At 33.5% G+C, this 21,841-nt stretch carries 18 protein-coding genes; 10 read left to right on the forward strand and 8 right to left on the reverse strand.

Annotation, left to right across the window (positions count from 1 at the left end; translation table 11 throughout):
- A complete protein-coding gene (locus Q1A60_RS15435) occupies positions 1-1,188 on the forward strand; it encodes a hypothetical protein (RefSeq protein ID WP_299766790.1) in 1,188 nt (395 codons plus the stop codon).
- On the opposite strand, the gene Q1A60_RS15440 is transcribed toward Q1A60_RS15435, so the two are convergent.
- The 6 genes from Q1A60_RS15440 to Q1A60_RS15465 form a co-directional block, all read right to left on the reverse strand.
- Positions 1,178-2,932 (reverse strand): FG-GAP-like repeat-containing protein, encoded by a 1,755-nt coding sequence (locus Q1A60_RS15440; protein WP_299766792.1) that lies wholly within the window; start codon positions 2,930-2,932, stop codon positions 1,178-1,180. The two genes, Q1A60_RS15435 and Q1A60_RS15440, sit on opposite strands and share 11 nt — an antisense overlap.
- A gap of 96 nt (positions 2,933-3,028) precedes the next feature.
- The gene (locus tag Q1A60_RS15445) at positions 3,029-4,282 is read right to left on the reverse strand and encodes a hypothetical protein (RefSeq protein ID WP_299766794.1); all 1,254 of its coding nucleotides are present in this window, start codon (positions 4,280-4,282) and stop codon (positions 3,029-3,031) included.
- Positions 4,283-4,556: 274 nt separating this feature from the next.
- The gene (locus Q1A60_RS15450; protein ID WP_299766796.1) at positions 4,557-4,811 is read right to left on the reverse strand and encodes a peptide methionine sulfoxide reductase; all 255 of its coding nucleotides are present in this window, start codon (positions 4,809-4,811) and stop codon (positions 4,557-4,559) included.
- A gap of 4 nt (positions 4,812-4,815) precedes the next feature.
- On the reverse strand, positions 4,816-5,517 hold the full coding sequence (locus Q1A60_RS15455) for a LytTR family DNA-binding domain-containing protein (protein ID WP_299766798.1): 702 nt from the start codon (positions 5,515-5,517) through the stop codon (positions 4,816-4,818).
- The gene (locus Q1A60_RS15460) at positions 5,514-6,596 is read right to left on the reverse strand and encodes a sensor histidine kinase (protein ID WP_299766800.1); all 1,083 of its coding nucleotides are present in this window, start codon (positions 6,594-6,596) and stop codon (positions 5,514-5,516) included. Before Q1A60_RS15460 ends, Q1A60_RS15455 begins: the two co-directional genes overlap by 4 nt.
- A gap of 522 nt (positions 6,597-7,118) precedes the next feature.
- Positions 7,119-7,634: a GTP cyclohydrolase gene (locus tag Q1A60_RS15465; protein ID WP_299766802.1), complete on the reverse strand. Its 516-nt coding sequence runs from the start codon at positions 7,632-7,634 to the stop codon at positions 7,119-7,121.
- A gap of 210 nt (positions 7,635-7,844) precedes the next feature.
- On the opposite strand from Q1A60_RS15465, the gene Q1A60_RS15470 reads away from it, so the two are divergent.
- From Q1A60_RS15470 to Q1A60_RS15480, 3 genes are all read left to right on the forward strand, one after another.
- Positions 7,845-9,137 carry a serine hydrolase gene (locus Q1A60_RS15470; protein WP_299766804.1) on the forward strand — a complete coding sequence of 431 codons (1,293 nt, stop codon included), beginning with the start codon at positions 7,845-7,847 and terminating at the stop codon, positions 9,135-9,137.
- 11 nt (positions 9,138-9,148) lie between these two features.
- Positions 9,149-10,246, forward strand: a complete 1,098-nt coding sequence (locus Q1A60_RS15475) for a serine hydrolase domain-containing protein (RefSeq protein ID WP_299766806.1) — start codon at positions 9,149-9,151, stop codon at positions 10,244-10,246.
- 92 nt (positions 10,247-10,338) lie between these two features.
- The gene (locus tag Q1A60_RS15480) at positions 10,339-11,331 is read left to right on the forward strand and encodes a beta-1,3-glucanase family protein (RefSeq protein WP_299766808.1); all 993 of its coding nucleotides are present in this window, start codon (positions 10,339-10,341) and stop codon (positions 11,329-11,331) included.
- Positions 11,332-11,335: 4 nt separating this feature from the next.
- On the opposite strand, the gene Q1A60_RS15485 is transcribed toward Q1A60_RS15480, so the two are convergent.
- Positions 11,336-12,187 carry a hypothetical protein gene (locus Q1A60_RS15485; RefSeq protein ID WP_299766811.1) on the reverse strand — a complete coding sequence of 284 codons (852 nt, stop codon included), beginning with the start codon at positions 12,185-12,187 and terminating at the stop codon, positions 11,336-11,338.
- 1,383 nt (positions 12,188-13,570) lie between these two features.
- Here Q1A60_RS15485 and Q1A60_RS15490 point away from each other — a divergent pair.
- The 6 genes from Q1A60_RS15490 to Q1A60_RS15515 all read left to right on the forward strand — a co-directional run bounded on the left by Q1A60_RS15490 (position 13,571) and on the right by Q1A60_RS15515 (position 18,627).
- On the forward strand, positions 13,571-14,257 hold the full coding sequence (locus Q1A60_RS15490) for a hypothetical protein (RefSeq protein ID WP_299766813.1): 687 nt from the start codon (positions 13,571-13,573) through the stop codon (positions 14,255-14,257).
- Positions 14,242-15,633, forward strand: coding sequence for an RtcB family protein (locus Q1A60_RS15495; RefSeq protein ID WP_299766815.1), 1,392 nt, complete (start codon positions 14,242-14,244; stop codon positions 15,631-15,633). The genes Q1A60_RS15490 and Q1A60_RS15495 overlap by 16 nt, the downstream gene beginning before the upstream one ends.
- 317 nt (positions 15,634-15,950) lie before the next feature.
- Positions 15,951-16,640 carry a peptide chain release factor H gene (gene prfH / locus Q1A60_RS15500; RefSeq protein WP_299766817.1) on the forward strand — a complete coding sequence of 230 codons (690 nt, stop codon included), beginning with the start codon at positions 15,951-15,953 and terminating at the stop codon, positions 16,638-16,640.
- A complete protein-coding gene (locus Q1A60_RS15505; RefSeq protein ID WP_299766819.1) occupies positions 16,631-17,167 on the forward strand; it encodes a hypothetical protein in 537 nt (178 codons plus the stop codon). Before prfH ends, Q1A60_RS15505 begins: the two co-directional genes overlap by 10 nt.
- 197 nt (positions 17,168-17,364) lie before the next feature.
- Positions 17,365-17,907 (forward strand): hypothetical protein, encoded by a 543-nt coding sequence (locus Q1A60_RS15510; protein WP_299766821.1) that lies wholly within the window; start codon positions 17,365-17,367, stop codon positions 17,905-17,907.
- 177 nt (positions 17,908-18,084) lie between these two features.
- Entirely contained in the window at positions 18,085-18,627 is a 543-nt protein-coding gene (locus Q1A60_RS15515) for a 3'-5' exonuclease (protein ID WP_299766823.1), read from the forward strand.
- A 192-nt stretch (positions 18,628-18,819) separates the two neighbouring features.
- Here Q1A60_RS15515 and Q1A60_RS15520 read toward each other — a convergent pair whose 3' ends face one another.
- Positions 18,820-21,684 (reverse strand): SIR2 family protein, encoded by a 2,865-nt coding sequence (locus Q1A60_RS15520; protein ID WP_299766825.1) that lies wholly within the window; start codon positions 21,682-21,684, stop codon positions 18,820-18,822.
- Between the last annotated feature and the right edge of the window lie 157 nt (positions 21,685-21,841).

A 21,841-nucleotide genomic window follows, 5' to 3' on the forward strand; every position in this document is an offset into this window, starting at 1 on the left:
ATGATTAGACAGGTACTCTTAGCATTTATTCCCATTAGATATTGGATTGCATTAATTTTTGCTATCATATTAATAAGTGTAGGAGGAGAATATATTCATCTTGCAAAAATCATAGGAAATGTTTTACTAATAATCATTAGTGTAAAGTTTGCTATTCTTTTACATGAAATAGGACATTTACTTTTCGCCAAACTCGTTGGAGGTACACCTAGAAGAATGGTCCTTGGTAAAAAACATAAAATAGTCCAAACTACAATCGCAGGAATCAAAATAGTGTTACACTCAGACTTTAATTCTGGACTTGCCTATACTGCTTTCGACAACCTTAAGCATATTCGTTTAAAATTACTGCTCTTTTATTCAGGAGGATTCATAGTAAATTTTATTATAGCTGGTTGTCTCTATTTCTTATTTGGTTTTCATATTGATCTATCAAACGCTATCTATCCTATATCTGCATTTGGAATTGCTAATCTTTTTGTAGGAGTTATAGCACTTATCCCATACAGATCTACATACAATGGATTAAAAATAACTTCAGATGGTCTTTCAATACTAAAAATTCCATCTTATAAAAAAGAAGACTTACTCAATCTTATTTATATTAATGAACTTTTAGATGCATATGACTGCATGGAAGAAAAAAAATATAAAAAAGCGATCACTCTTTATGAAAATTATAAACATAAAGTAGATGATATAGATCTCATAAATATTAATCTAAGTATCGCATATCTCAAGTTAGGTGATTTTGAAAAGTCAACATCTATTATGGAAACATTTCTTCCTATAGATGAGAATGCATCTAGTCATTATAAAAGCTATATTTATAATGGTCTTGCTTGGAATTACCTGCTTCTTAATAAAATAGAAGAAGCTGACACATATTCAGATATCGCACATAAATCTAATTACCAAGAAAAAAATATAAAAGCAACTAGAGGATCTGTACTTATAGAAAAAGGTAATTTTAAAAAAGGAAAAGAGTTTCTTATAGAAGAAGTAGATTTTAAATACCCTAATAATCATACACTTTCTGCAGCCATGTATTTAGAAGTTGCATTTTTAAAACTAGGGGAATATAAGAAATCAAAAAAATACAGTGCGTTTGTAAAAAAGAATATACACCTATTAGATATTGATGAAAAAATGCTTTATGATCGATTACAAGAAAAGATTACATCTTAAGTATTTTCTTGTGCGTTGTTACTTCTCCAGAACGCATTTGCAGCATATACATTCCTTTAGTAAGTGAAGTAATATCTAACGTCATACTTACATCAATAATTTGGATTGTTTGTATCACTCTACCTGACATATCTATAATCTCTAAAGCGCCACTTACATAATTATTCATCCCTGAAATCTGTAGTGTTTCCGTACTTGGGTTAGGATATACAGAGATTTTTTCTTGGTGTATCTCTTCAAGTCCAAGTTGAGGGTCTCCTTCTATGACAGTAAGCGTGGCATTAATTTGCGGATTTGTAACTACATCTTCAATCCCACTAGGCCAATATATCGTTATAAAATCTATTTGGGTATCTTCCCCTATTCCAAAAAATTCATATGATGAGTTTTGTCCTAAGTACCCTTCGCCACAAAGCGTATAATTATATTGTTTTTCATCATTATAAGACAATTCAATAAGCGCTCCTATCCCCTGTCTATTACTTTCGGTGCCTTCCAATTTAACCTTGATCCAATTATTATTATTTTCAGATTCATTTTTCCATAAAAAAACATCTTCAGGCAAGCAATTCAATACAGCAATGTCATACTTTCCGTCATTATCTACATCACCAATAGCATTTCCATAACTGATAGAAATATCATCTTCAAAACCTGCAGATTGTGGTATAGTATATAATCCATTGCCATTATTTTGATAATATGCGGCACTAAGTTGTCCTGATTCAACATTTGTCACACTCGCACTCACATATAAATCCAAATCTTTATCATGATCGGCATCTAAAAAAACAGAACTCCATGCTACAGATTCAAATAAAGTCCCATTATTGGGAGCAACATCCGTAAAAGTGCCATCCCCATTATTCTTCAGAAATGCATTTCCTAATTGTGTATTGGCTATATAAATATCAAGCCACCCATCATTATTATAATCTCCTACGGTTGTAGACATAGCATCTATAGCGACATCGGCGCCAGCAGCTTCTGCTACATTGGTAAACGTACCATCCTGATTATTATGATAGAGTATGTTTTTATTCTGGATTTTGTCATTTGAGATATAAATATCTTGCCAACCGTCCTTGTCATAATCAATCCATGCACTACAAAATGACAAACTGTTTTCTTGGATAAGATTGGCTTCTATAGACACATCTGTAAAGGTATTGTCGCCATTATTTTTATACAGCGTATTAAACGCTGTATCACTATCAAAAAATCGCGAAACCAGAAACAAATCTAAAAAACCATCTTTGTTATAATCACCCCATGAAGCTCCAAAAGATTGATGCCCTGGATTTGATAAACCCGCAGTATTAGTAATATTTACAAACGTAAGATCGCCCTGATTTTCATAAAGTCTATTATCCCCATCCGTTTGATTACTACTCGAAAAAAAGTCATAATCCCCATCATTATCAATATCTACCCATAGTACCGATTTGGTTTGAAAAAGATCATCATTGATCCCTGGCATATTTAAAAGTTCAAAAGTGCCCTCATTATTTTTATAAAAACGTATGGGTAATCCCTCATTAGAAGATACCGTCAAGTCATCCCAACCATCATTATCAAAATCGAAGAAAGAAATCCCTCCTCCAAAATTTTCATTTCCATCTTCTCCCCAAGAACTTCCTGTAAGTCCTAGCTCTTGACTCTGTTCACTAAAAAAAACTTGTGCATTAGAAACAGAAAATACGAATAGAAAGAGTAGACAAAAAGTACAAGGTACATGTTTCACGAGATAAACAATTGATTACTCTATAAATATAGTAATTGTAGGCTTAACTAAAACAATAAGGGTTGACTATACGCTTTCGCGAAAGCGTATACACTATCATTCCATTTCTTCTATAGGCACACTCGCTTCTGAATCAGAAATCAGAATGGCATAATCTAAAAAAGCCGTTGTTGATTTTCCTGCGACTAATTTTCCATTAGACGGTTCTGATTTCATAATGACTTCAATTAAATCAGGTTCGTTATTACTGTACGGAGTATTGGCTCCATTCAGTTGAAACAAGGTCATATCAGAAATTTTTGTGTCCTTCAAATGTTGAATTCCTCTAAAATACTCATCTTCATAATCCCCTATTCCAAACCCTGCTTCTTTGGTGTATCCTGTATAATTTCCTTCCTCATCATACACCTGATCCCATAATACTTCGCTTTGGGTTAGATACCCTATCACCGAAATCACTTCTTCTCTTTTATAGACACCTTTCTCTATCAATTGTGTGAAAAACGAAGCACTCTTACCTTCTCTTTCTTTTTCTAAATGTGCAAAACCAATACGCATAAACTGAGGGTTTTCTTCAAAGTCATACACCTCATTTAATGCTAAATAATTATTAAAAATAGTCGCTTCTCTTTTCCCAGAAAATACCCCTAATGTGGTTCGTATATTTTTAAGAATATGGTCAAAAATCTTATGATCATTAATAACCTTACGATACGTTTCTGGTCTTGTATCTACATCAGTAACAAATGTTTTTACGGCTAATTTTCCAGAACTATCATAATAAGAAACAAAATCAGTATCAGGGTTTTTGAGTGTTTTTTTTAATTCCTTCACTGCAGGAAATGTATGCCCTTCTTCCTTCAATAAGGATAAGATATGTTGTATAGAATATTTATAGGTCATAATAATATCAACACCTACAACGGTAAGTTGCTTTTCTTTGGGTAAGGCATCATTCAATGCTTTTAATTGCTTCCATTTTTCATAGACTTCTATGGTACGTTCTTGCGGAACGGTTACCCCAGAATGATAAACAAGGTCTTTCAATAAGGCTTCATTACCTGTTTTAAGATAAGTATTGTAATAATGTGCGGTACTATAATCGGTTTCTGGGAAATAGTACTTTATTTTTCCTTCTTTGGTTAGTGCTTTCAGTAAGTTCAAAGAGGCTTCTTCTGTTTTGACACTTCCATGGTAGGCACCAAAGCCTATAATTTTAAAATCGGTTTCTGGGAATGAAAACGAAGCATCTCGCACATCATAACGATGTATTTTTAAATAGTCTGGTTTAGACTGTGCTTGTATCTGAAATGTAATAATTGTAAAAAAGAAAATAAGTAATAGACGCATGGTAATTTGTTTTCACTAAAGAGTCTCTTTGTGGAAAAGTGTTACAGTTTATGAAAACCTACATGTGTTTTATGAACCTCATTCCAGTTTCTTCCAGAGGGAGAAAGGCTATAATTTTAAAAAATAGAGTAACACTCTATTTGAAAATGATAGAGCCGGTCATTTCGATACAATTCGCTTTCGGCGAATCACTCAATGACCTAAGAATAGAAATACTACAGTCAGGTGACTGAGTGATTTCGTAGTATGAGAAATTGTATCGAAGTCACCGAGTTCAAATTACCATCCCCCTTAAAAACCGAGTTACTTTCTCCGCAGGCATTTCGCAAGGTTTTAGAAGTTCAGAAGTGCTAGTGAGATAATAATTCAAACTTATAAAGTCAGTCCCTTGTAATTCTTCGGCATAGATTTTATAGGATTTCCCATTGGTAAATGTAGTTTTAGTGAGGCCGTATTTTTTGTTTTCAAAAAGTACGGTACTATATCCTTCAGGAATTGTCTGTATGATATGGAGTAAAGAATCATTCATTACCCTAGCCTTTTAAAACGGAAATCACATGCTCCTTATACTTCCCTCCTATGGGGATTTCTAGTCGTCCAATTTCAATATCTTGTTGTGTAAACGCTGTGACATGATCTTTATTTACAATATACGATCGGTGTACGCGTAAAAACTGGTCCTCCGGAAGTTGCTCTATAAAATGACTAATTCGTTCTTTAATCACCAGCGTTTCTGTCGTAGTATGAATTTTCAAGTAATCTTTAATACTTTCTATGTATTTGACATATTGTAATATCACTTTTACATGCTTTTTATTCACTTGAACAAAGATATGTGCAGGCGATATATGTGCTACTTGAGGTGTGGTTTCTATTGTGGTTGAAGGTGAGACCTTCAACCGACTTACGGCCGTGAAAAAACGTTCAAATGTGATCGGTTTTAATAAATAATCGTGTGCTTGTAATTCATAACTCTCAACAGCATATTCTCGATACGCAGTCGTAAAAATAACTGTAGGCGGATGAGATACTGATTTTAAAAAATCAATACCTGTCAATTTCGGCATTTGGATATCTAAAAATAAGACATCCACTTGGTTTGTTGCCAAAAATTGAGACGCCAGCAAGGCGTTTTTAAATGACCCTTTATGTTCTAAAAAAGGAACATCAGCAATATGCTGCTCTAATAAAGAGCGCGCTAAAGGTTCGTCATCTACTACTATACACCTAATCATCGTATGTGTTCTGTATTTATTTGTAAAGCTACACAATACCATCCATTTTCATCAGTCACTTCATAGGAATACTCTTCATAGACTAATCCTAATTGCTTCTTGACATTAGAGACACCAATACCTTTTGTATACGCTGTTTCATCCGTTTGTTGCGTGATCTCTTTTGTGTTTTTAACGATGAAGTGTATGTACGGTCCTTTTTGTTTTAAATCAATATGAATTCCTGGAATGCCTGTACTTCCACTCGCTCCATGTTTAAACGCATTTTCTACAATCGATAATAAAATAAGGGGTACTATTTTTACTTCAGGAGCTATAGAATTCACGCCCGCCTGTCCGGCCGGCAAGAAAACAATTTTAATATCATCCCCATACCGCAAGCGTTCTAATGCTATATAATTTTCTAATAAGGTAACTTCCTTCTCAAGAGGCACTAATTTATCATTACATTGATACAACATATAATCGAGCATCGCCGAAAGGGTTGCTACTGTTTCTGGTGCTTTATCCGATTTCTGAAGCGTAAGTGCATATAAATTATTAAGTGTATTGAATAAAAAATGCGGATGAATCTGTGCTTTTAAAGCACCAAGTTCTGCTTTATTCTTATCTCGTTCTAATTGCAGTAATGCTTTTTCATTTTTATTCTTCTGGACAATAATACGATCGATGGTCATGGCAAATGTGGCCATTAATAAAGGAAGTAAATATCCGTCTATTAAAAATTCCCAGTCACTAAAAATCTGTACAATGGATTCTCTTACAAAAGGAGGCTCTCTAAAAAGTGTCTCATATACATAGACGGTAAACACCCGATCTAAAGCACTTGCTATATAAAAAAGCAGCACAGAAAGCACGAAAAAAATTATATATTTCTTATTTTTATAGTAATATTGCAATAATACATAATTAAATATATACGCTGTGAGTAAATAGCCAGGTAAATGCTTTAAGTTTTGAAGGAAAATAATGTGTAACCCTTGCTTATTTCCGTCTTGAAAAAACTGAATAAACGCAAAACTGAAGAGTAATACTCCCCAGAATATAATGTGGTCTATAAATGGTTTTTTAGTTTTCAAAATAAATGTATTCTTTTCGTCATTCTGAATTTATTTCAGAATCACAGCATACTTACGTAGTATATTTTTTATACTGTATCTTAAATCTTTTCTTTTTTTCATTACCAAAAAAAAGAAACAAAAAAGGCTAGGCTTATGAAACCTTATCTAAATGTATCGCTCTATCCCTGAATTTCCGAAACTCGCTACGCTCAGACAGTCTGAAATTCTGCGGGTTATTCACTTCACATTTTACGACAAATTTTCGAGAGCCATAGAATCATCGCACTATAACTATTTTTGTCTTTTTCAGCTTTCTTTTTCTCCAGTATAGTAAAAAGTTCTCGTTAAAAATTTTTGAAGCCTTGGAAAAAATTTAGAGAACTTTTTACGCTTTTCGCTAAAAGCGAAAAATACCTAAGAAAAAGTGTCTTTTCTTTTGGTTCGTTTTCTTTGGACAAGCAAAGAAAATGAACAATCACTATATACTTAATTATTTATACTAAATATTACTCTACTTATTTTTACATCCAATTCAAACTATCAATCCAATACCGTAGGTTGTATACCAGAAACCGTAATTCCATGACGTGTGAGGGTTTCTGTTTTCTTTTGATTTCCTGTAATCATGGTAATGGATTTTACTTCCAAATGTTTTAAAATTTTTGCTGCCGCTGAAAAATCACGATTGTCTTTTTGAAAACCGACTGCCTCATAAGCTTCGGCTTGTGGCATTCCTTCTTTCTTAAACGGTAAGGTATTAAGTAACGCATAATGTCCGTTGCCTTTTCCTTCTTGTTCTAGCCAAATCACAATCCCTTTTCCTGCGCGTTCTATCAGTTGTTGTGAGATTTCCATTTGCTCCCTACAATCACATTCTATACTGTTAAAATGGTGTGCAAAAATGCAAGAAGAATGTACGCGACACAATACCTCTTCTCCATCTTTTACATCTCCCATTACTAATGCATGCGACTCTTTAATACCATCATAAAAAAGGATTTCTCTATACGTTCCATACTTAGTTTTTATGGTTCCTTCGGCTAATTGTACAATCATTGCTTCAAAAGTATTTTTTATTCGGTATAAAATTACAGCTATTCGACCAGATCAGATCTATCGTCGACTAAAAAGCGATTGCCGAAGACTAATTTATTTATCTACGCTTAAAGGGTTTCTATTTCTTCCAACGCCCGATTGGTCTATTTTCTAAAATACGCCTGCTTTCGTAGCGCATCTTTGACCTATCAATTTAAATAACAAACAGCAATGAAAAAATTTAAACTCAATAAACTAGGGCGTCGTTTTTGGAGAACCGTATGCGTTTTATTTGCGTTAGTAGTTTTCTGGAATATCTATTATTTTTCTACGTTTACACGCTTTCGCGAAAGCGCACCCATCACCACCACCATTAATAATCCTCTATACAAACTTCAAATCGAAGAAGCTACGAAGCATCTCGATACCATAGGAAAACGTAAAGAACTCCCTTCTTTTTCTGTCGCCGTAGGTCATAAAGGCGAAGTGGTTTGGTCTGCTGCGGTAGGGTATCAAGATATAGATGCCGGAATTGCCGCCACTCCTAAAACACAATATCGAATTGGTAGTACTTCAAAAGCCGTCACTACCACAGGTGTTGCTCGTGCGGTAGATGCTCATAAAATCCAACTAGATGCCATACTTGGAGATACAATTACAAATTGGACAAAAAAGAAATGGGATTTTAGCATGCAACAACTTCTCAGTCATACCGCTGGCGTTGGACATTATACAGATTTTGGTATTGCTTCTGGCAAATATACCGTCTGTAATTGCCATGAATTTAAAACTGCTTCTGAAGGCCTTAAAGTATTTGACCCATATGATCTCATTTTTGAACCAGGTACTGCCTTTGCGTATTCAACCTTTGATATTAACCTAGCAAGTGTTGTCTTAGAACAAGCGGTGAGCACGCCATTTTTAGACTATATGGATACAAACGTTTTTCAACCTTTAGGAATGAAAGATACCTACGGGGATCATAATAGACCGAAAACCGAGCATTTTGCTACGTTTTATGAAACAGGAGATGGGTACTATCGAGAGTATCGAAATTTTGAGCAGGTATATGATATTAATTTAAGTTATAAATGGGCCGGTGGTGGTTTTATCTCAACGCCTACAGATCTTGTCAAAATGGGGAATGCCTATCTCACCGATGATACATTCTTAAGCCATGAAACAAAGCGTACATTTTGGACGCCTATGAAGTTAGACAACGGTGAGGTTAATGAACAATTATATGCATTAGGATGGCGATCGTATTTAGAGTTTGAAAACCCTGATTTTTTAGACGGCGAAACTCCGGTATGGATGGTACATCACGGTGGCGTGAGCAAAGGGTCTCAGAATTTTTTAGTGCTATTCCCTAATTATGATCTTGTCATTGATGCGTCTATCAATACCAATGTAGATGACTTTTGGACATTCTCTAATGAGGTGTATAAAATTGCAGACGCTTTCTTGAAGACCATTGAGAAAGATGAAAAGTTGCTCTATAGAGAAATAAAAGAACGTATATAACACGCTATACTATGAAAACTCATACTTTCTTACACTTGCTATATATCTCATGTTTCTTATTAATTAATGAAAGACTTTGTAGTCAAACTTCTCATGTACAACAATTACAGACCACTATAGATGCTATAATATCTAAAAAAATGAAGCAATATGACATTCCTGGGCTTGCTATTGGAATTGTTTCTCAAGATACGATCGCGTATACAAAAGGCTATGGTGTACGAAGTATCTATACTAGAAATCCAATTACAGAAAACTCAGTATTCCATACAGCTTCAATCAGTAAGCTATTTACGGCCATGGCTATTATAGATCTTGAACAAAAAGGATGCTTATCTCTAGATGATAGACTTATAAGCATTGTTCCTGAATTGAGATCTCAGAATAAAAATGTGAATACAATTACTATACGACAGTTATTAAATCACACCTCTGGTTTAGGTGATATTTCTAATTACAATTGGGGTAATGATAACCAATCGGATGATAGTCTTAAGAAGTATCTACTATCATTAGATTTAGAGGGTGAACAGAGTCCTTCTACCACATACGCATACAGCAATTTGGGATATAACATTCTAGGGTATGTCATTGAAAAGGTAACAAATCAATCTTTTGAAGACTATATGCAAAACGAGATCTTGAATATGATTGGAATGTCTCATAGTGATTTTAGATATTTTAATATTCCTGATCATGTACGTACTTCTCCTCATTCTAGAAGTTGGTTTAACAAAACATATATTAGAAAAAACTACCCGTATACGAGAGAACATGCACCTAGTAGCACATTAAATTCTTCTGTAACTGATTTAAGTCTATGGATGATTTCTTTTTTGAGAGACTTAAAAGATTCTTCAAATACAAAATATCAAAATATGATCTTACCATCATTTGAACCGTATCCATACATAGGTCTTGGTTTTCAATTATATGATGTTCATTCAAAAAAAGCAATAGGTCACTATGGAGGCGATAAGGGGTTTAGAAGTTTTTTAATGATGATTCCAGAACAAAGGATTGGGATTGTTCTTCTTGCAAATTGCGATTATAATGAAGACTTCAGACAAGAAATTGTATATGAAATCGCATCATTAATGATTCATTAAGTATCAATATATAATGATTAAAATCCCGTAGAAGTACGCTACTTTTTTCACTATCAGAAGTATATTTTTAACCAATTCAAAAATCTACTTTTATGAAAATCACAATTACAAACAAATCTGCAGTTGCAAATCCTGCCGATATCTTCCTTATGCTAACTGGAGATAATTTTACAGGATCTGGAATCACTATTGGAACACCAACACCTTTATCTTCATTAACAAATAATTCTTTTGATGTTACACGTATTGATAGTGGCCGTTTATATATCTCATATTATACTAAATTACCTAAAAACCCAGCGCCTACTTCAAACAATTATTATGGGTATATAGAACTTACTTTAGGAACAAATAATGTACTATGGACAGATTTATCATCTGTAGATGTATTTGGAGTACCTATCGCAATGACAATAGGATCTCATAAATTAGGGTATTCAAAATCACACAATACGATTGTTAAGAATATAGCGACTGCTTTAGGAGGAACAAATGGGGCTGCGGTACAACGTAAAAATGGAAAAGGGAATACAAAAGTAGTAGGCGCTAACGTACTTTTTGCAAATCAACCGCCGTATGATGCCTATTTAAAAACATTGCAAGGAAAACCACTCACTATAAAAAACGTCCCAAGTAGCCCTATAACTTATGATTTTACAGGATCATTCACCAATAAAGGAGGTATATCTTTAACATCTACTTCTCCAAAACTTACTTTTGAAATTCCCGCTACTGATTTGAATAATAAAACCATCTATTTAAGTAATGGAAATTGTGTGTATAATGGGAAACCAAGAAATGCCATGTTTCCTAATGATGTCTGCGCTGCTGTATATAGAGATATTATGGTCGGAATAAATGAAGGATATTTCTCAGCTAAAGGTCCAAATGACAGTTCATTATTTCCTAAGATGACTCCCTTTAAAAACGGACATGGAAATGTATATGCAAAACTCATTCATGAGGGCTCTGACTCGTATGGGTATCCCTTCTCAGATAAGAACTTAAAAACACTTATTCAAGTACCTGTTACTAACACGTCCAATTTGGAACTTACCATTCTGGAAGATGATAAAATAAGTTAACATATTACTCACAACCTTCAGCATCCAGAGGAATAAACTTTGTATTATTCAGGACAGGGTATTCTTTTGGATCTAAGGTGAGTTTATATTCTAGTTCTTTGCCGTTATCAAACTGTAAGGTGAGATAAGAATCATTATGTACAGAATAGATTGTATAACGACCACGACTATCTTCATTACTATTGGCATAGCCAAATCCTTCGGCGACATCAAAAGAAGCATGTGCATTAAAGTAGAACGTAAAGGTACCATTAGTACATAAGTTAATAACACGCTTTACGCTTCCCCCGTCTGGCCCATCACCCGTTTTTTGATACGTAAGTTTTTGCCCTACCAATCGTTGTTCCCATTCTTTAGTAACTTTAGATGCTTTCGGTTTAAAAAAGTTTACAGAAGTGGCTAATTGATTGGCAGCACTCACATGATCTTGAGAAAAAGCGTTGGTCTCCGTAAGAATCAAGATACTCATTCCTTTTCCTTGACCATCTATAAGGCCAATCGCATAGGCTTTTACTTTTGTACTATAATCATAGGTGCCTTTATAATACCCTTCGGCTCTTTTAGTATTTACTTTTTTAAAAGCCCCATCTGCCGTAAGATTAAATCCATCTTCTTGGATTCCTTGTTGTGCATTGGAGACAACAGTTTCAATCGTTCGAATAGGATTATCTGATAAAATCATCATCCCAGGAATGGTGGTATGACCTAATACTACATACTCTCCTTGAATATCTCCCGTCCAACCCGCGGGTACAGTAAATGAGACGCCAAAATCATCTAAAGAAACTTGTTCTTGTGCATTTGCGTGTAATTGAAAAATTAAAATAATGATGAACAATGTACTACGTAAAAACATACCCCTATATTTTGATGGTTAGTTACATAAATGTACTTAAAAAAGAACAAAACTTTCTAATATGCTTTGTATCATAAAATTACCTAGCAAAAAAAGAGGTGTTTCGTATACTTATAGACTTCAAAAAACTACTTATTTAAAAGCATCAAAATTATATTTAAAAATTATTCCTCATATTTGCACCTGAAAATTTAAAATATAAAGTAACCTATGAGTTTATTTCACGTACATATCACGGACGCCATTTTTGGGGTTAGGAAACCAATTTTTAGGTAGAAAACTTTAAGAGATATCACAACAAAGCGTCCATCACAATGGACGCTTTTTTTGGTTTAAATGGTAAATGCATTGTTTTTTAAACAACATTCTAAAAAAATAATAACCTATCTCAAAAAAGTTTCTGCTTCCGCTGTTTTTCTAAGAAGTCATTTGTGCTTTTTTGATTGAAGCGAAAAATCATTGATTTTTATTCATTTTGAAAGCTTTTTTGAACTGCATAGCATCGCCTACGGAGTAATAAAAAGATAAAAAAGGGATGAAAAGAAATATTTTTTTAGCCAATTGAAAAAAGTTCAAATAACTTCTCTAAAGAGTTAAAACAAAGGAAATCAAAAAGTTGTAGTCCTGTATGTATTTTCGCGAAAGCGGACAGGGAATTCTTTGCTTAAAAATTATCATAAGTCATTGATATTCAGAAAAATAAATTGAAATTTTATTTGCACAATTCAAAAAAGCATTTCATCTTTGCATCGCAATTGTAACAAAAACGAATTGTTTAATCAATTACTATTTATGAGTTGAGATTGATGTAAAATTAAAATGATGATTCTTTTCCTTTATGTGAATTAGAAAAATCAAGCATAGCCATAGCTACGGTTTCTTTTTATAATGAAACAGAAAGTAAAGAAGGGCATTTTAATACAACCATTTCAATTTATAAATAGTATCATAATCGAAGTATATATGTTTAAAAACAAAAACACATACGATATCCTAAAAAACGTAGACGCTACAGGATATCCCCTTCGAGACTTCTACACCGTATAGCTTTATCACAAAGCAATACTCTGAGGTCCGAAGTACAAAAAACGTTTCGGGCTTTTTTTATGCCTTTTTAGTGAAACTCAATAGTGAGAAGTCTGTAAGACGAGCAATATTGTAAGTTGAACCTGCCTTTGCCGGCAGGCAGGCTAATCCCGCTGAAGAGCGGGATCTAAATTCAAAGATCACTTTAAGCATAACAGAGTAACATTTCCCAGAAACTATTACTAATTTAAAATTAACTCTTATGAAACTTAAAAACCTTATTCCATAAGATTCTAGGATTGCCAGGCATATTCCGGAATCGAAAATCAAAAAAGTATCAACGAAATACACTGATTTATGAAACCGGCACATATCAAATGCCAGCGATTAAAAGAAGTACGCCGTATTTATAAAAGACAACGAGAGGTTTGGAAAGCACAACAAGCATTAGGATACACAAAATTAGATATTCCTATACGTGATGGCTGGTACAAAGAACTTGTTATTACTAAACGAATAGCACGCTATAAAAATCAAGACGCTATGCTAGAAATCATAGCAAAACTTGACAAGCATGTTTGGGGAAAAACAAAAGAAGAGGCAAATGCAGCATGGTCTAAAAGAGTAACAGACCACCTCATCGTAAAAGAAGTCCCTACCATTAGTAAAAAACAATTCAGAAAACTAAGTGATAAAGCTAAATGTCTTTGTGTTCCTTTTCGGTATTATATCCGAAAACATACACTTAGAACTCGCTTTTATGTTCGGCTTCCAAAAGGAACCTATCGTGTCAAATACACTAGAGCGTACATCACACACAGACGTAACATAGATCCATTATTAGAGCAAGAAGATGCCTTCTTGGATGGACTCCTCATGCGCAATGGATACTATGAGGCTGTCGAAAAATTAAGCAGATGGAGATCAAAATGGGACTGCTATGATAGAAGAGGCAGGAATTATATCAACTCAAAATTAAAAGGGTTGACTCATCGCGAAATCCAAGACATTATTAATGAAGAATTATCATGGGAAAAAAACTAAGTGGAAAAGACCTAATCAAATTAGGCTTTCCAAAAAATAATAGCATCAATATCACTTTAGGTCAGATTAACAGATATCACAAACGGCTTAAAAAAGAACAAGTATTACAACAAGCAGCTTTGGTACTAGCAAATCCAAAGGAATATATAGGTGATGGTGTATGGGGTAAAATAGCAGAGAGTCTTACAGATCCTGTAGTAGTCAAAAAACAAACACTACGATCTACACGAGTTCCTCATATGGTTTATGGAGAAAACGAGATAGATGATCAAGCAAAATACCAATTATACGATGCCTTAAAATTACCTGTAGCCGTCGCTGGCGCTTTAATGCCAGACGCACATAGCGGATATGGTTTGCCTATAGGCGGTGTGCTTGCCACAGATAATGCAGTGATTCCTTATGGAGTAGGTGTAGACATAGGATGTCGTATGAGCTTAACACTCTATCCTATTAAAATATCATATCTCAAAGGGAAGAAACATCAATTGGTCAATATGCTCTCAGAACATACCAAATTTGGCATGTATGAGACTCATAAAAACAAGCATGACCATGAGATATTTAGTCATCATGCATTTAAAGATATTCCTTTAGCAAAAAGGCTTAAAGACAAAGCTTTTAAACAACTAGGAACGTCTGGAGGCGGAAATCACTTTGTAGAATTTGGAAGTGTACAAATTACAGATCCAAATAATGAGTGGGATTTAGCACCAGGTGAGTACTTAAGTTTATTATCACATAGCGGTTCACGAGGGTTAGGAGCTAATATTGCAAAGCATTACACCTACCTCGCCACAAAGCAATGTCCGTTACCAAAACACGTACAACATCTAGCTTGGCTGGATTTAAATACACATGATGGACAAGAATATTGGATCGCAATGAATCTTGCTGGTGATTATGCACAAGCATGTCATGATAATATTCATGCTCGAATAAGCAAACTGTTAGGTGCGCGTCCGTTAGCCAATATTGCCAACCATCACAATTTTGCTTGGAAAGAGCAGATAGATGGAAAGGAATGTATTGTGCATCGTAAAGGAGCCACGCCTGCTGCCAAAGGAGAACTGGGCATCATCCCAGGATCAATGACGGCGCCAGGATACATTGTAAGAGGTCTTGGAAATCCAAACAGTTTACAATCGGCTTCACACGGAGCAGGTCGTTTGCACTCACGTCGTAAATGCAAAGAAAAATTTACCCAAAGTGCTATTAAAAAAGAGCTAGCCGCACATGATGTCACCCTTATAGGCGGAGGTGTAGATGAAGCACCTATGGCGTATAAAGACATCAAAAAAGTGATGGCAAATCAACAAGAACTCGTAGAAGTGGTAGGCACTTTTACACCAAAAATTGTTCGTATGGACAAGTAGATTTTTAGAAAGATATATCAAGAAAAAAGTAGTACTCATTTTCGTTTCCCCATCCCTAAAGGGTGCGAAAATTAGATTAATCAGATGATAAGAAAAAGACCTCCCTCTAGGGATGGGGTAAAAGTCTTTTTCGTAGTCGGTTTTAGTACTATGAATTTTAAACATATATCATTTAGGGCGTTACACTATGTTGCCCAAAAAGCAACATAGTGTCGGGCTTTCTGTTTCAATTCCTCGCCACACATAAAGTGTGTCTGTGGGATTTACACGGCAATCCCTAACGCATTCTTAAGAATCGTTAGAAAAAATTAGAAACAATGGACACACTTATACAAATCACAGCAGGAAGAGGCCCTGCCGAATGTAATTGGGTGGTTGCAAAAGTATTAAAAGCCTTTATCGCAGCACTCAAAGAACATAATGGCAATCATGTTGTATTACAAAAACAACAAGCAGGCATCACCGCTGTACAATCAGTGATACTACGTATCTCAGGAAAGAATTTAGACACCTTTCTTTCCGAATGGATAGGCACGATACAATGGATTGGAAAATCCCCGTATCGAAAAAATCACAAGCGTAAAAATTGGTTTATAAAATTACAAGAAGTACCACAGCTAGAAACCACATCATTTCATGAGAAAGATGTCAAGTATCAAGCGATGCGTAGTACAGGTCCTGGAGGACAAAACGTAAATAAAGTAAACTCGGCAGTGCGTGCTACACATATTCCTACAGGAATACAATGTGTTGCTATGGACAGCAGATCACAACACCAGAACAAAAAACTGGCGTTACAACGTCTTAAAGATCAGTTTCAGATACACCATTTGGAACAATTGAAAGAGCAAGCCGCTACTACTTGGGAACAACACCTCAATATAGAACGAGGAAACCCAATACAAGTCTTTAAAGGAAGTGATTTTAAACACCAAAAAAAGAACAAAAGTTACGCCTCAAAAAGGCAGTCACTTAAAAACGAATTAAAAAAGAAATCATGGGAGTAACAATAGACAAATATATATTTCAAGCTTTGGATGCATACCCATACAACCTTGAAGAAACAATAGAATCTTTAAACTATGCACTGTCATATGATGAGAAGAATGCTGTCGCTTTGTGTCTAATGGGTAGACTATATGCAGAACAATTGGGTAATTATGAAATGGCAAAAACATACTACGAACGTGCTTTAGCCGAAGATATGCATGCAGTAAATATCTATCCAAAATACATTAATGTATTGCTTTGGAATGAAGACTATGCCATTGCAGAAAAAGTAATCGATTTTGCACTTACCGTAAAAGGAACTGATAAAGCCGTATTGTACTTTAAAAAAGCCGTTTTATTTGAGAAAAAGAAAGCATATAAAGATGCATTGTCTTGTCTCAAAACAGCAAAGGTTCATACCTATAACACGCATTTTATGAACGATCTAGATTCCGAAAAGAATCGAATCAAAGAAAAAATGCCAAAAAAGAAGAAATCCAAAAAGAAAAAGAAAGATTCTTCTAAAAAGAAGAAAAAGAAATAATCATATCTGTAATTATTTATACGCATTATCATTTCATATCATTCCGAGTTTATTTCGGAATCTCATCAAGTGAAAACGATTTTTCAGAGTGAGAACCTGAAACGAGTTCAGGTTGACGAAACGAATTACAGTACGTATATAAATAGTTATTTCACTTGAAATACGTGGAATGAAAAACAGATGTAAAAATAAAAGATATGGGAGCACCACATAACAAAAAACGATATGGCGAATTATGGCCTGACTATAAAATAACCTATGCACTTACAGAACTTCACTTTTTAAGAGAGCTTGTGGTTTTGTCTGGAGGATGGGCTTGGCATTTTTTGTCTCCAGAAGGACACAAAGAGTTTAAACATGCACACGATCATAAGGATATAGATTTGTTTATAGCGCCACAAAACATTGCCGAAGTCATGTATATTTTACAAGAACGTGGCTTTAAAAAAGTATGGACACGCTATGATCATTTACCTAGTGACGAACAATTTAGACGGTATGAAAAAACAGAAGAACATGCAGGAAAACTCTTTCGAATTACGATTGACTTTTTTGTCAATAAAAATGTACCTCAACGTACCGTAAAAGGGTGGAACATTGTAGAGCCTTCTTTTTTATTAAGTCTATACAGTAACATACACTCAAGTGATAAATGTTGGGCCGTACAAGCTGCATTACATTTACTCAAATACGATATCGACCCGTTGGATCGTGAAGAGTTAATCCAAATGCCTAGATAATAGTAAATAATACAACAAAATCTATAGGTGATTTCGATACAGTTTTCTCCGAAAATCACTCAATCACCTATAGATTAATTAAAAAAATAGATCCCGCTGAAAAAGCGGGATTAGTTCAACCAACTATTTTGAATTCACCCTTCGGGCTTTTCAAAATAGTGTTTCACTAATAAAACAATGAATACAACAGATAATATATTAGTAATAGACCTAGAGGCTACCTGCTGGAATGGTCCCATACCACAAGGGCAAGTAAATGAGATCATAGAGATCGGTATTTGCGTTTTAAATGCCCAAACGGGTGAAATCTCAGACCCTAGAGGTATTCTCATTAAGCCAGAACGCTCAAAGGTGAGTCCGTTTTGTACCGAGCTTACCACCATCACACAAGACATGTTAGATCAGGAGGGTATCTCTTTTGAAGATGCCTGTGATATCATACGTGATGAATACGAAGGACATTATAATACGTGGGTGAGTTATGGTGATTATGATCGCAACATGATGCAACGACAATGCAAGATTCGAAATATCGATTACCCATTGTCTCATGATCATATCAATGTAAAGCAACTTTTTTATGAGATTAAAGATCTCCGAAAGAAAGTAGGTATGAAAGGCGCTTTAAACATCCTTAATATTCCTTTGGAAGGCACCCATCACAGAGGTGTGGATGATGCCAAGAATATTGCCAAAATCATGGATTGGTGTTTGGGATAGTCCCCTTTCTATTTTCTTAAAGTCACTTAGTACGTCATTCTGAATCTCATCATAAAAATTATTAACCTAATGAGAAACTGAAACGGATTCAGTTTGACGAAACAATTTAGAAACTATTTTTTATAATTAAGAAACCGTCGTTTACAACTTGTAAATGACGGTTTTGTTTTTATGAACTTTCAATAAGTTTATCTACTCTTCTTCTAAAGCTTGATCATATTTTTCAAGTAAATCTTGAAAACGTTTTTCATTTTTATACTTTTCTTTAATATCATCATCTAACCAACTTGCTTTTGCTTTTAAGTGGAAAGATTTTTCTAATAATTCATAAAATTTTTCGGTATTCCCTAGAGATTCATAAATAGTAGATTTTGTACCATACAGAAAGCCATCTGTATCATTTAATTTTAGAGCTATATCTATAACCTTGAATGCCTCATCAATCTTATTTAATCTTCTTAGAGCATTAGCTTTGTTTGAGTATATATCTATTCGTTCATTATCTATGCCTAGTGCTCTATCACAATCTCCTACCACTCCTTCATAATCTTCTAACCCACTCTTAGTCATAGCTCGATTTAGATAATAACTAATATTATTATTATCTAAATCTATAGCTTTATCATTGTCTAAGAGCGCTTCAGAATATTTTTTTGAATCAAATTTAATTTCTGCCCTTCGATCAAAAAACATTGCTTCTTTATCATCTAACTCTATAGCTTTATTATTATCTAAAAGTGCTTCAGAATATTTTTTTAATCTATGTTTTGAAATAGATCTGTTATAATAATACCCTGCAATATCATTTTCTAATTGTATTGCTATATCAAAATCTTTTATAGATTCTACATAATATTTCAAATCACCTTTTACTACTCCTCTTTGGTGAAAATATCTTCCTATTTGGTTGTTCAGTTTTATTGATTTATCTAAATATTTTATAGATGTTTTGTATTTCTTTTTTTTATGGTATAATATTCCTATTTTAAATAAATTATTATGGTCTTCTGGGTTTAAACTTTCTATACTTAAGCGTTTTTTTAAACTTTTATCAATATTCTTATCATTTTTTTCATAACATAAAACCAAATCTAAAAGAGCAGAAATATCATTTTCTTCGATTGTTAGTAATTGTTCATAATGGGTAATTGCCCTGCCCCAAAGTTCTTCCATCATGAATTGTCTTGCCAATGCACGGTGATGTTCTATTGCGTTTAGTAAATAATTTTTTAAATTTTTAACCTCCACTATTGCTCCTTTTTCATTGATTGATTGATTAATGTCAGGATGATTCTCATAAAAATTTAAAAATTCACTAGCATAATTTAAATAAGGTTCAAAAGCGATATGCATGGTAAATACAGATAAAGAGTCTTGAAGTTTCCCTTCATTTATCTGATTATGCGATTTTTTTTCTACTATAATATTTTCCTCATTGCAAACTAAATATTTAAAAGAGTCAGGCAAAGGTATATCATACAAAAATTCAATAAAACCTTCAATATCTTCTATGTTTTCATTATCGTATAGTTTATCTACAGAAGGGTTTTCTTTAAAGAATGGAAGAAAGTAATTAAAAGGATTATCAATAAAATAATCATTTTCAAAAATATATTTTCCTAAAACACTTTTTCTTTGCAATCCTATTTGCATGAAATAGATTATTTTTTTTAATGATTCTTGTATTTCAGGGTTTAATTTTAAACGTTCTATTTTTGATTCTAATTTTTTCTTATGTCGAATCCATCTATTACCTAAAAAATTTAAGACTATAAACAAGTAGGTAATAGCTTTCTGCCATACTTTTGGTTCACTTTCATTTACAAAATCAATTAGCAAATCAATTTTTGTAATATCTATTTTCCTGTGATTTACAAGACTACATGCTAATGCACTTACAATAACACTACGATGATACCATTGGTATGCCTTTTCGTTGACATCTTTTATTTTACTAATTTTCTGTTTAGTTAGATCACTTATTATCTCTGAATTATAAATGGTATCAAACAAATGTTCAAGTTCGTTTTGGTCATGATCTGGTATTTTAAAGTCAAGATTAAACTGCTGGGTGCGCAATTCTATCATTCGATCTTTGATTACACGTAGCTCTTTATCGACTTTCTTTTTAAGATGATCTTCTTCTTCATCAAATTCTTCTTTTTTTTCATCAAACATTTTCTCTAAGAGAACAATGTCTTCTATTTTAGAAATATCTACATCTTCTTTTTCATTTGTAGTTTTTACTAGATTTCCTTTTGAATGTTCTTTTTTGGCTTCTATTAATTCATCTAATAAAGTATCAAAAGATTCTTCCCAATCTTCAACGGGAACATCTTTCACACCATCTAAATTTGTAGTACGATTAGTAACAATATAATGAGTATTATTATGACCTTTATATATTTTATTTAAGAAATCTAATTGATCTTTTATAAAAGGGTCTTCCATACTAAAACCAAGAAAAAGGATCGTTTTAGTTTGTAGAAAACTTCTTAAACTCTGTGTAGCTGCATTTTCTTCAACATATGATTTTCTGTAATCACTTTCGAATAAAATACATTTTGTAGGATCAGAAATGTCACCATGCATTTTATACAAAAATGGATTTCCTTTGATTCCTAGTTTCTGTTGAAATTGATTATCGTGTGTATATGGCTTAATACCTTTAGGAAGTACTGCTTCTAAAGCTGTATCGTAATTTGTAGTTATTATTTTATCACTTATCTGCCATAGCTTCTTATGTCTTTCAAGTTTGTCTTCGGGGTATTCTACTTTATTTATAACTGAATACAATATTTTTTCTGCTTCTGGTCTATGTCCCCTATCTTCAATTTGTTGTAAGACATCAAATACACTTATTGAGTTAGATTCCAATAAATCTATATTGTGTTTAAAATTCACTAAAGACTTGTCCCCATATTCCTTATAAAGCTCCTCTAGTATTTTTATAATTAAGTTATTCCAATTAGGTATCCCTAATGGAATAGACATCCCCGCCCCAACAAAAAGAATTAAACTATCATCTGCAATTGCTTCCTTTATTTTTTCTATCATAAAAACAAATCATTATATATTGGCTTTAGGGGGTTCTTAAAAATAAAGATAAAAATGGACATAACTAACTATCAACGAAATAACTATAATAAATAATTAACACGTGTTTTACTTAAATAACAATTTAATTCTTTTGAGTGATTTATTAAAAAAATGC

The sequence above is a fragment of the uncultured Dokdonia sp. genome, from assembly GCF_947492535.1.
Classification (GTDB): Bacteria; Bacteroidota; Bacteroidia; order Flavobacteriales; family Flavobacteriaceae; genus Dokdonia.

Excerpts from the sequence above, each read along its gene's own strand:
- Q1A60_RS15435 (WP_299766790.1), top strand. The coding sequence starts at position 1 with ATGATTAGACAGGTACTCTTAGCATTTATTCCCATTAGATATTGGATT.
- Q1A60_RS15445 (WP_299766794.1), bottom strand. The coding sequence starts at position 4,282 with ATGCGTCTATTACTTATTTTCTTTTTTACAATTATTACATTTCAGATA.
- Q1A60_RS15450 (WP_299766796.1), bottom strand. The coding sequence starts at position 4,811 with ATGAATGATTCTTTACTCCATATCATACAGACAATTCCTGAAGGATAT.
- Q1A60_RS15455 (WP_299766798.1), bottom strand. The coding sequence starts at position 5,517 with ATGATTAGGTGTATAGTAGTAGATGACGAACCTTTAGCGCGCTCTTTA.
- Q1A60_RS15465 (WP_299766802.1), bottom strand. The coding sequence starts at position 7,634 with ATGATTGTACAATTAGCCGAAGGAACCATAAAAACTAAGTATGGAACG.
- Q1A60_RS15470 (WP_299766804.1), top strand. The coding sequence starts at position 7,845 with ATGAAAAAATTTAAACTCAATAAACTAGGGCGTCGTTTTTGGAGAACC.
- Q1A60_RS15475 (WP_299766806.1), top strand. The coding sequence starts at position 9,149 with ATGAAAACTCATACTTTCTTACACTTGCTATATATCTCATGTTTCTTA.
- Q1A60_RS15480 (WP_299766808.1), top strand. The coding sequence starts at position 10,339 with ATGAAAATCACAATTACAAACAAATCTGCAGTTGCAAATCCTGCCGAT.
- Q1A60_RS15485 (WP_299766811.1), bottom strand. The coding sequence starts at position 12,187 with ATGTTTTTACGTAGTACATTGTTCATCATTATTTTAATTTTTCAATTA.
- Q1A60_RS15490 (WP_299766813.1), top strand. The coding sequence starts at position 13,571 with ATGAAACCGGCACATATCAAATGCCAGCGATTAAAAGAAGTACGCCGT.
- Q1A60_RS15495 (WP_299766815.1), top strand. The coding sequence starts at position 14,242 with ATGGGAAAAAAACTAAGTGGAAAAGACCTAATCAAATTAGGCTTTCCA.
- prfH (WP_299766817.1), top strand. The coding sequence starts at position 15,951 with ATGGACACACTTATACAAATCACAGCAGGAAGAGGCCCTGCCGAATGT.
- Q1A60_RS15505 (WP_299766819.1), top strand. The coding sequence starts at position 16,631 with ATGGGAGTAACAATAGACAAATATATATTTCAAGCTTTGGATGCATAC.
- Q1A60_RS15510 (WP_299766821.1), top strand. The coding sequence starts at position 17,365 with ATGGGAGCACCACATAACAAAAAACGATATGGCGAATTATGGCCTGAC.
- Q1A60_RS15515 (WP_299766823.1), top strand. The coding sequence starts at position 18,085 with ATGAATACAACAGATAATATATTAGTAATAGACCTAGAGGCTACCTGC.
- Q1A60_RS15520 (WP_299766825.1), bottom strand. The coding sequence starts at position 21,684 with ATGATAGAAAAAATAAAGGAAGCAATTGCAGATGATAGTTTAATTCTT.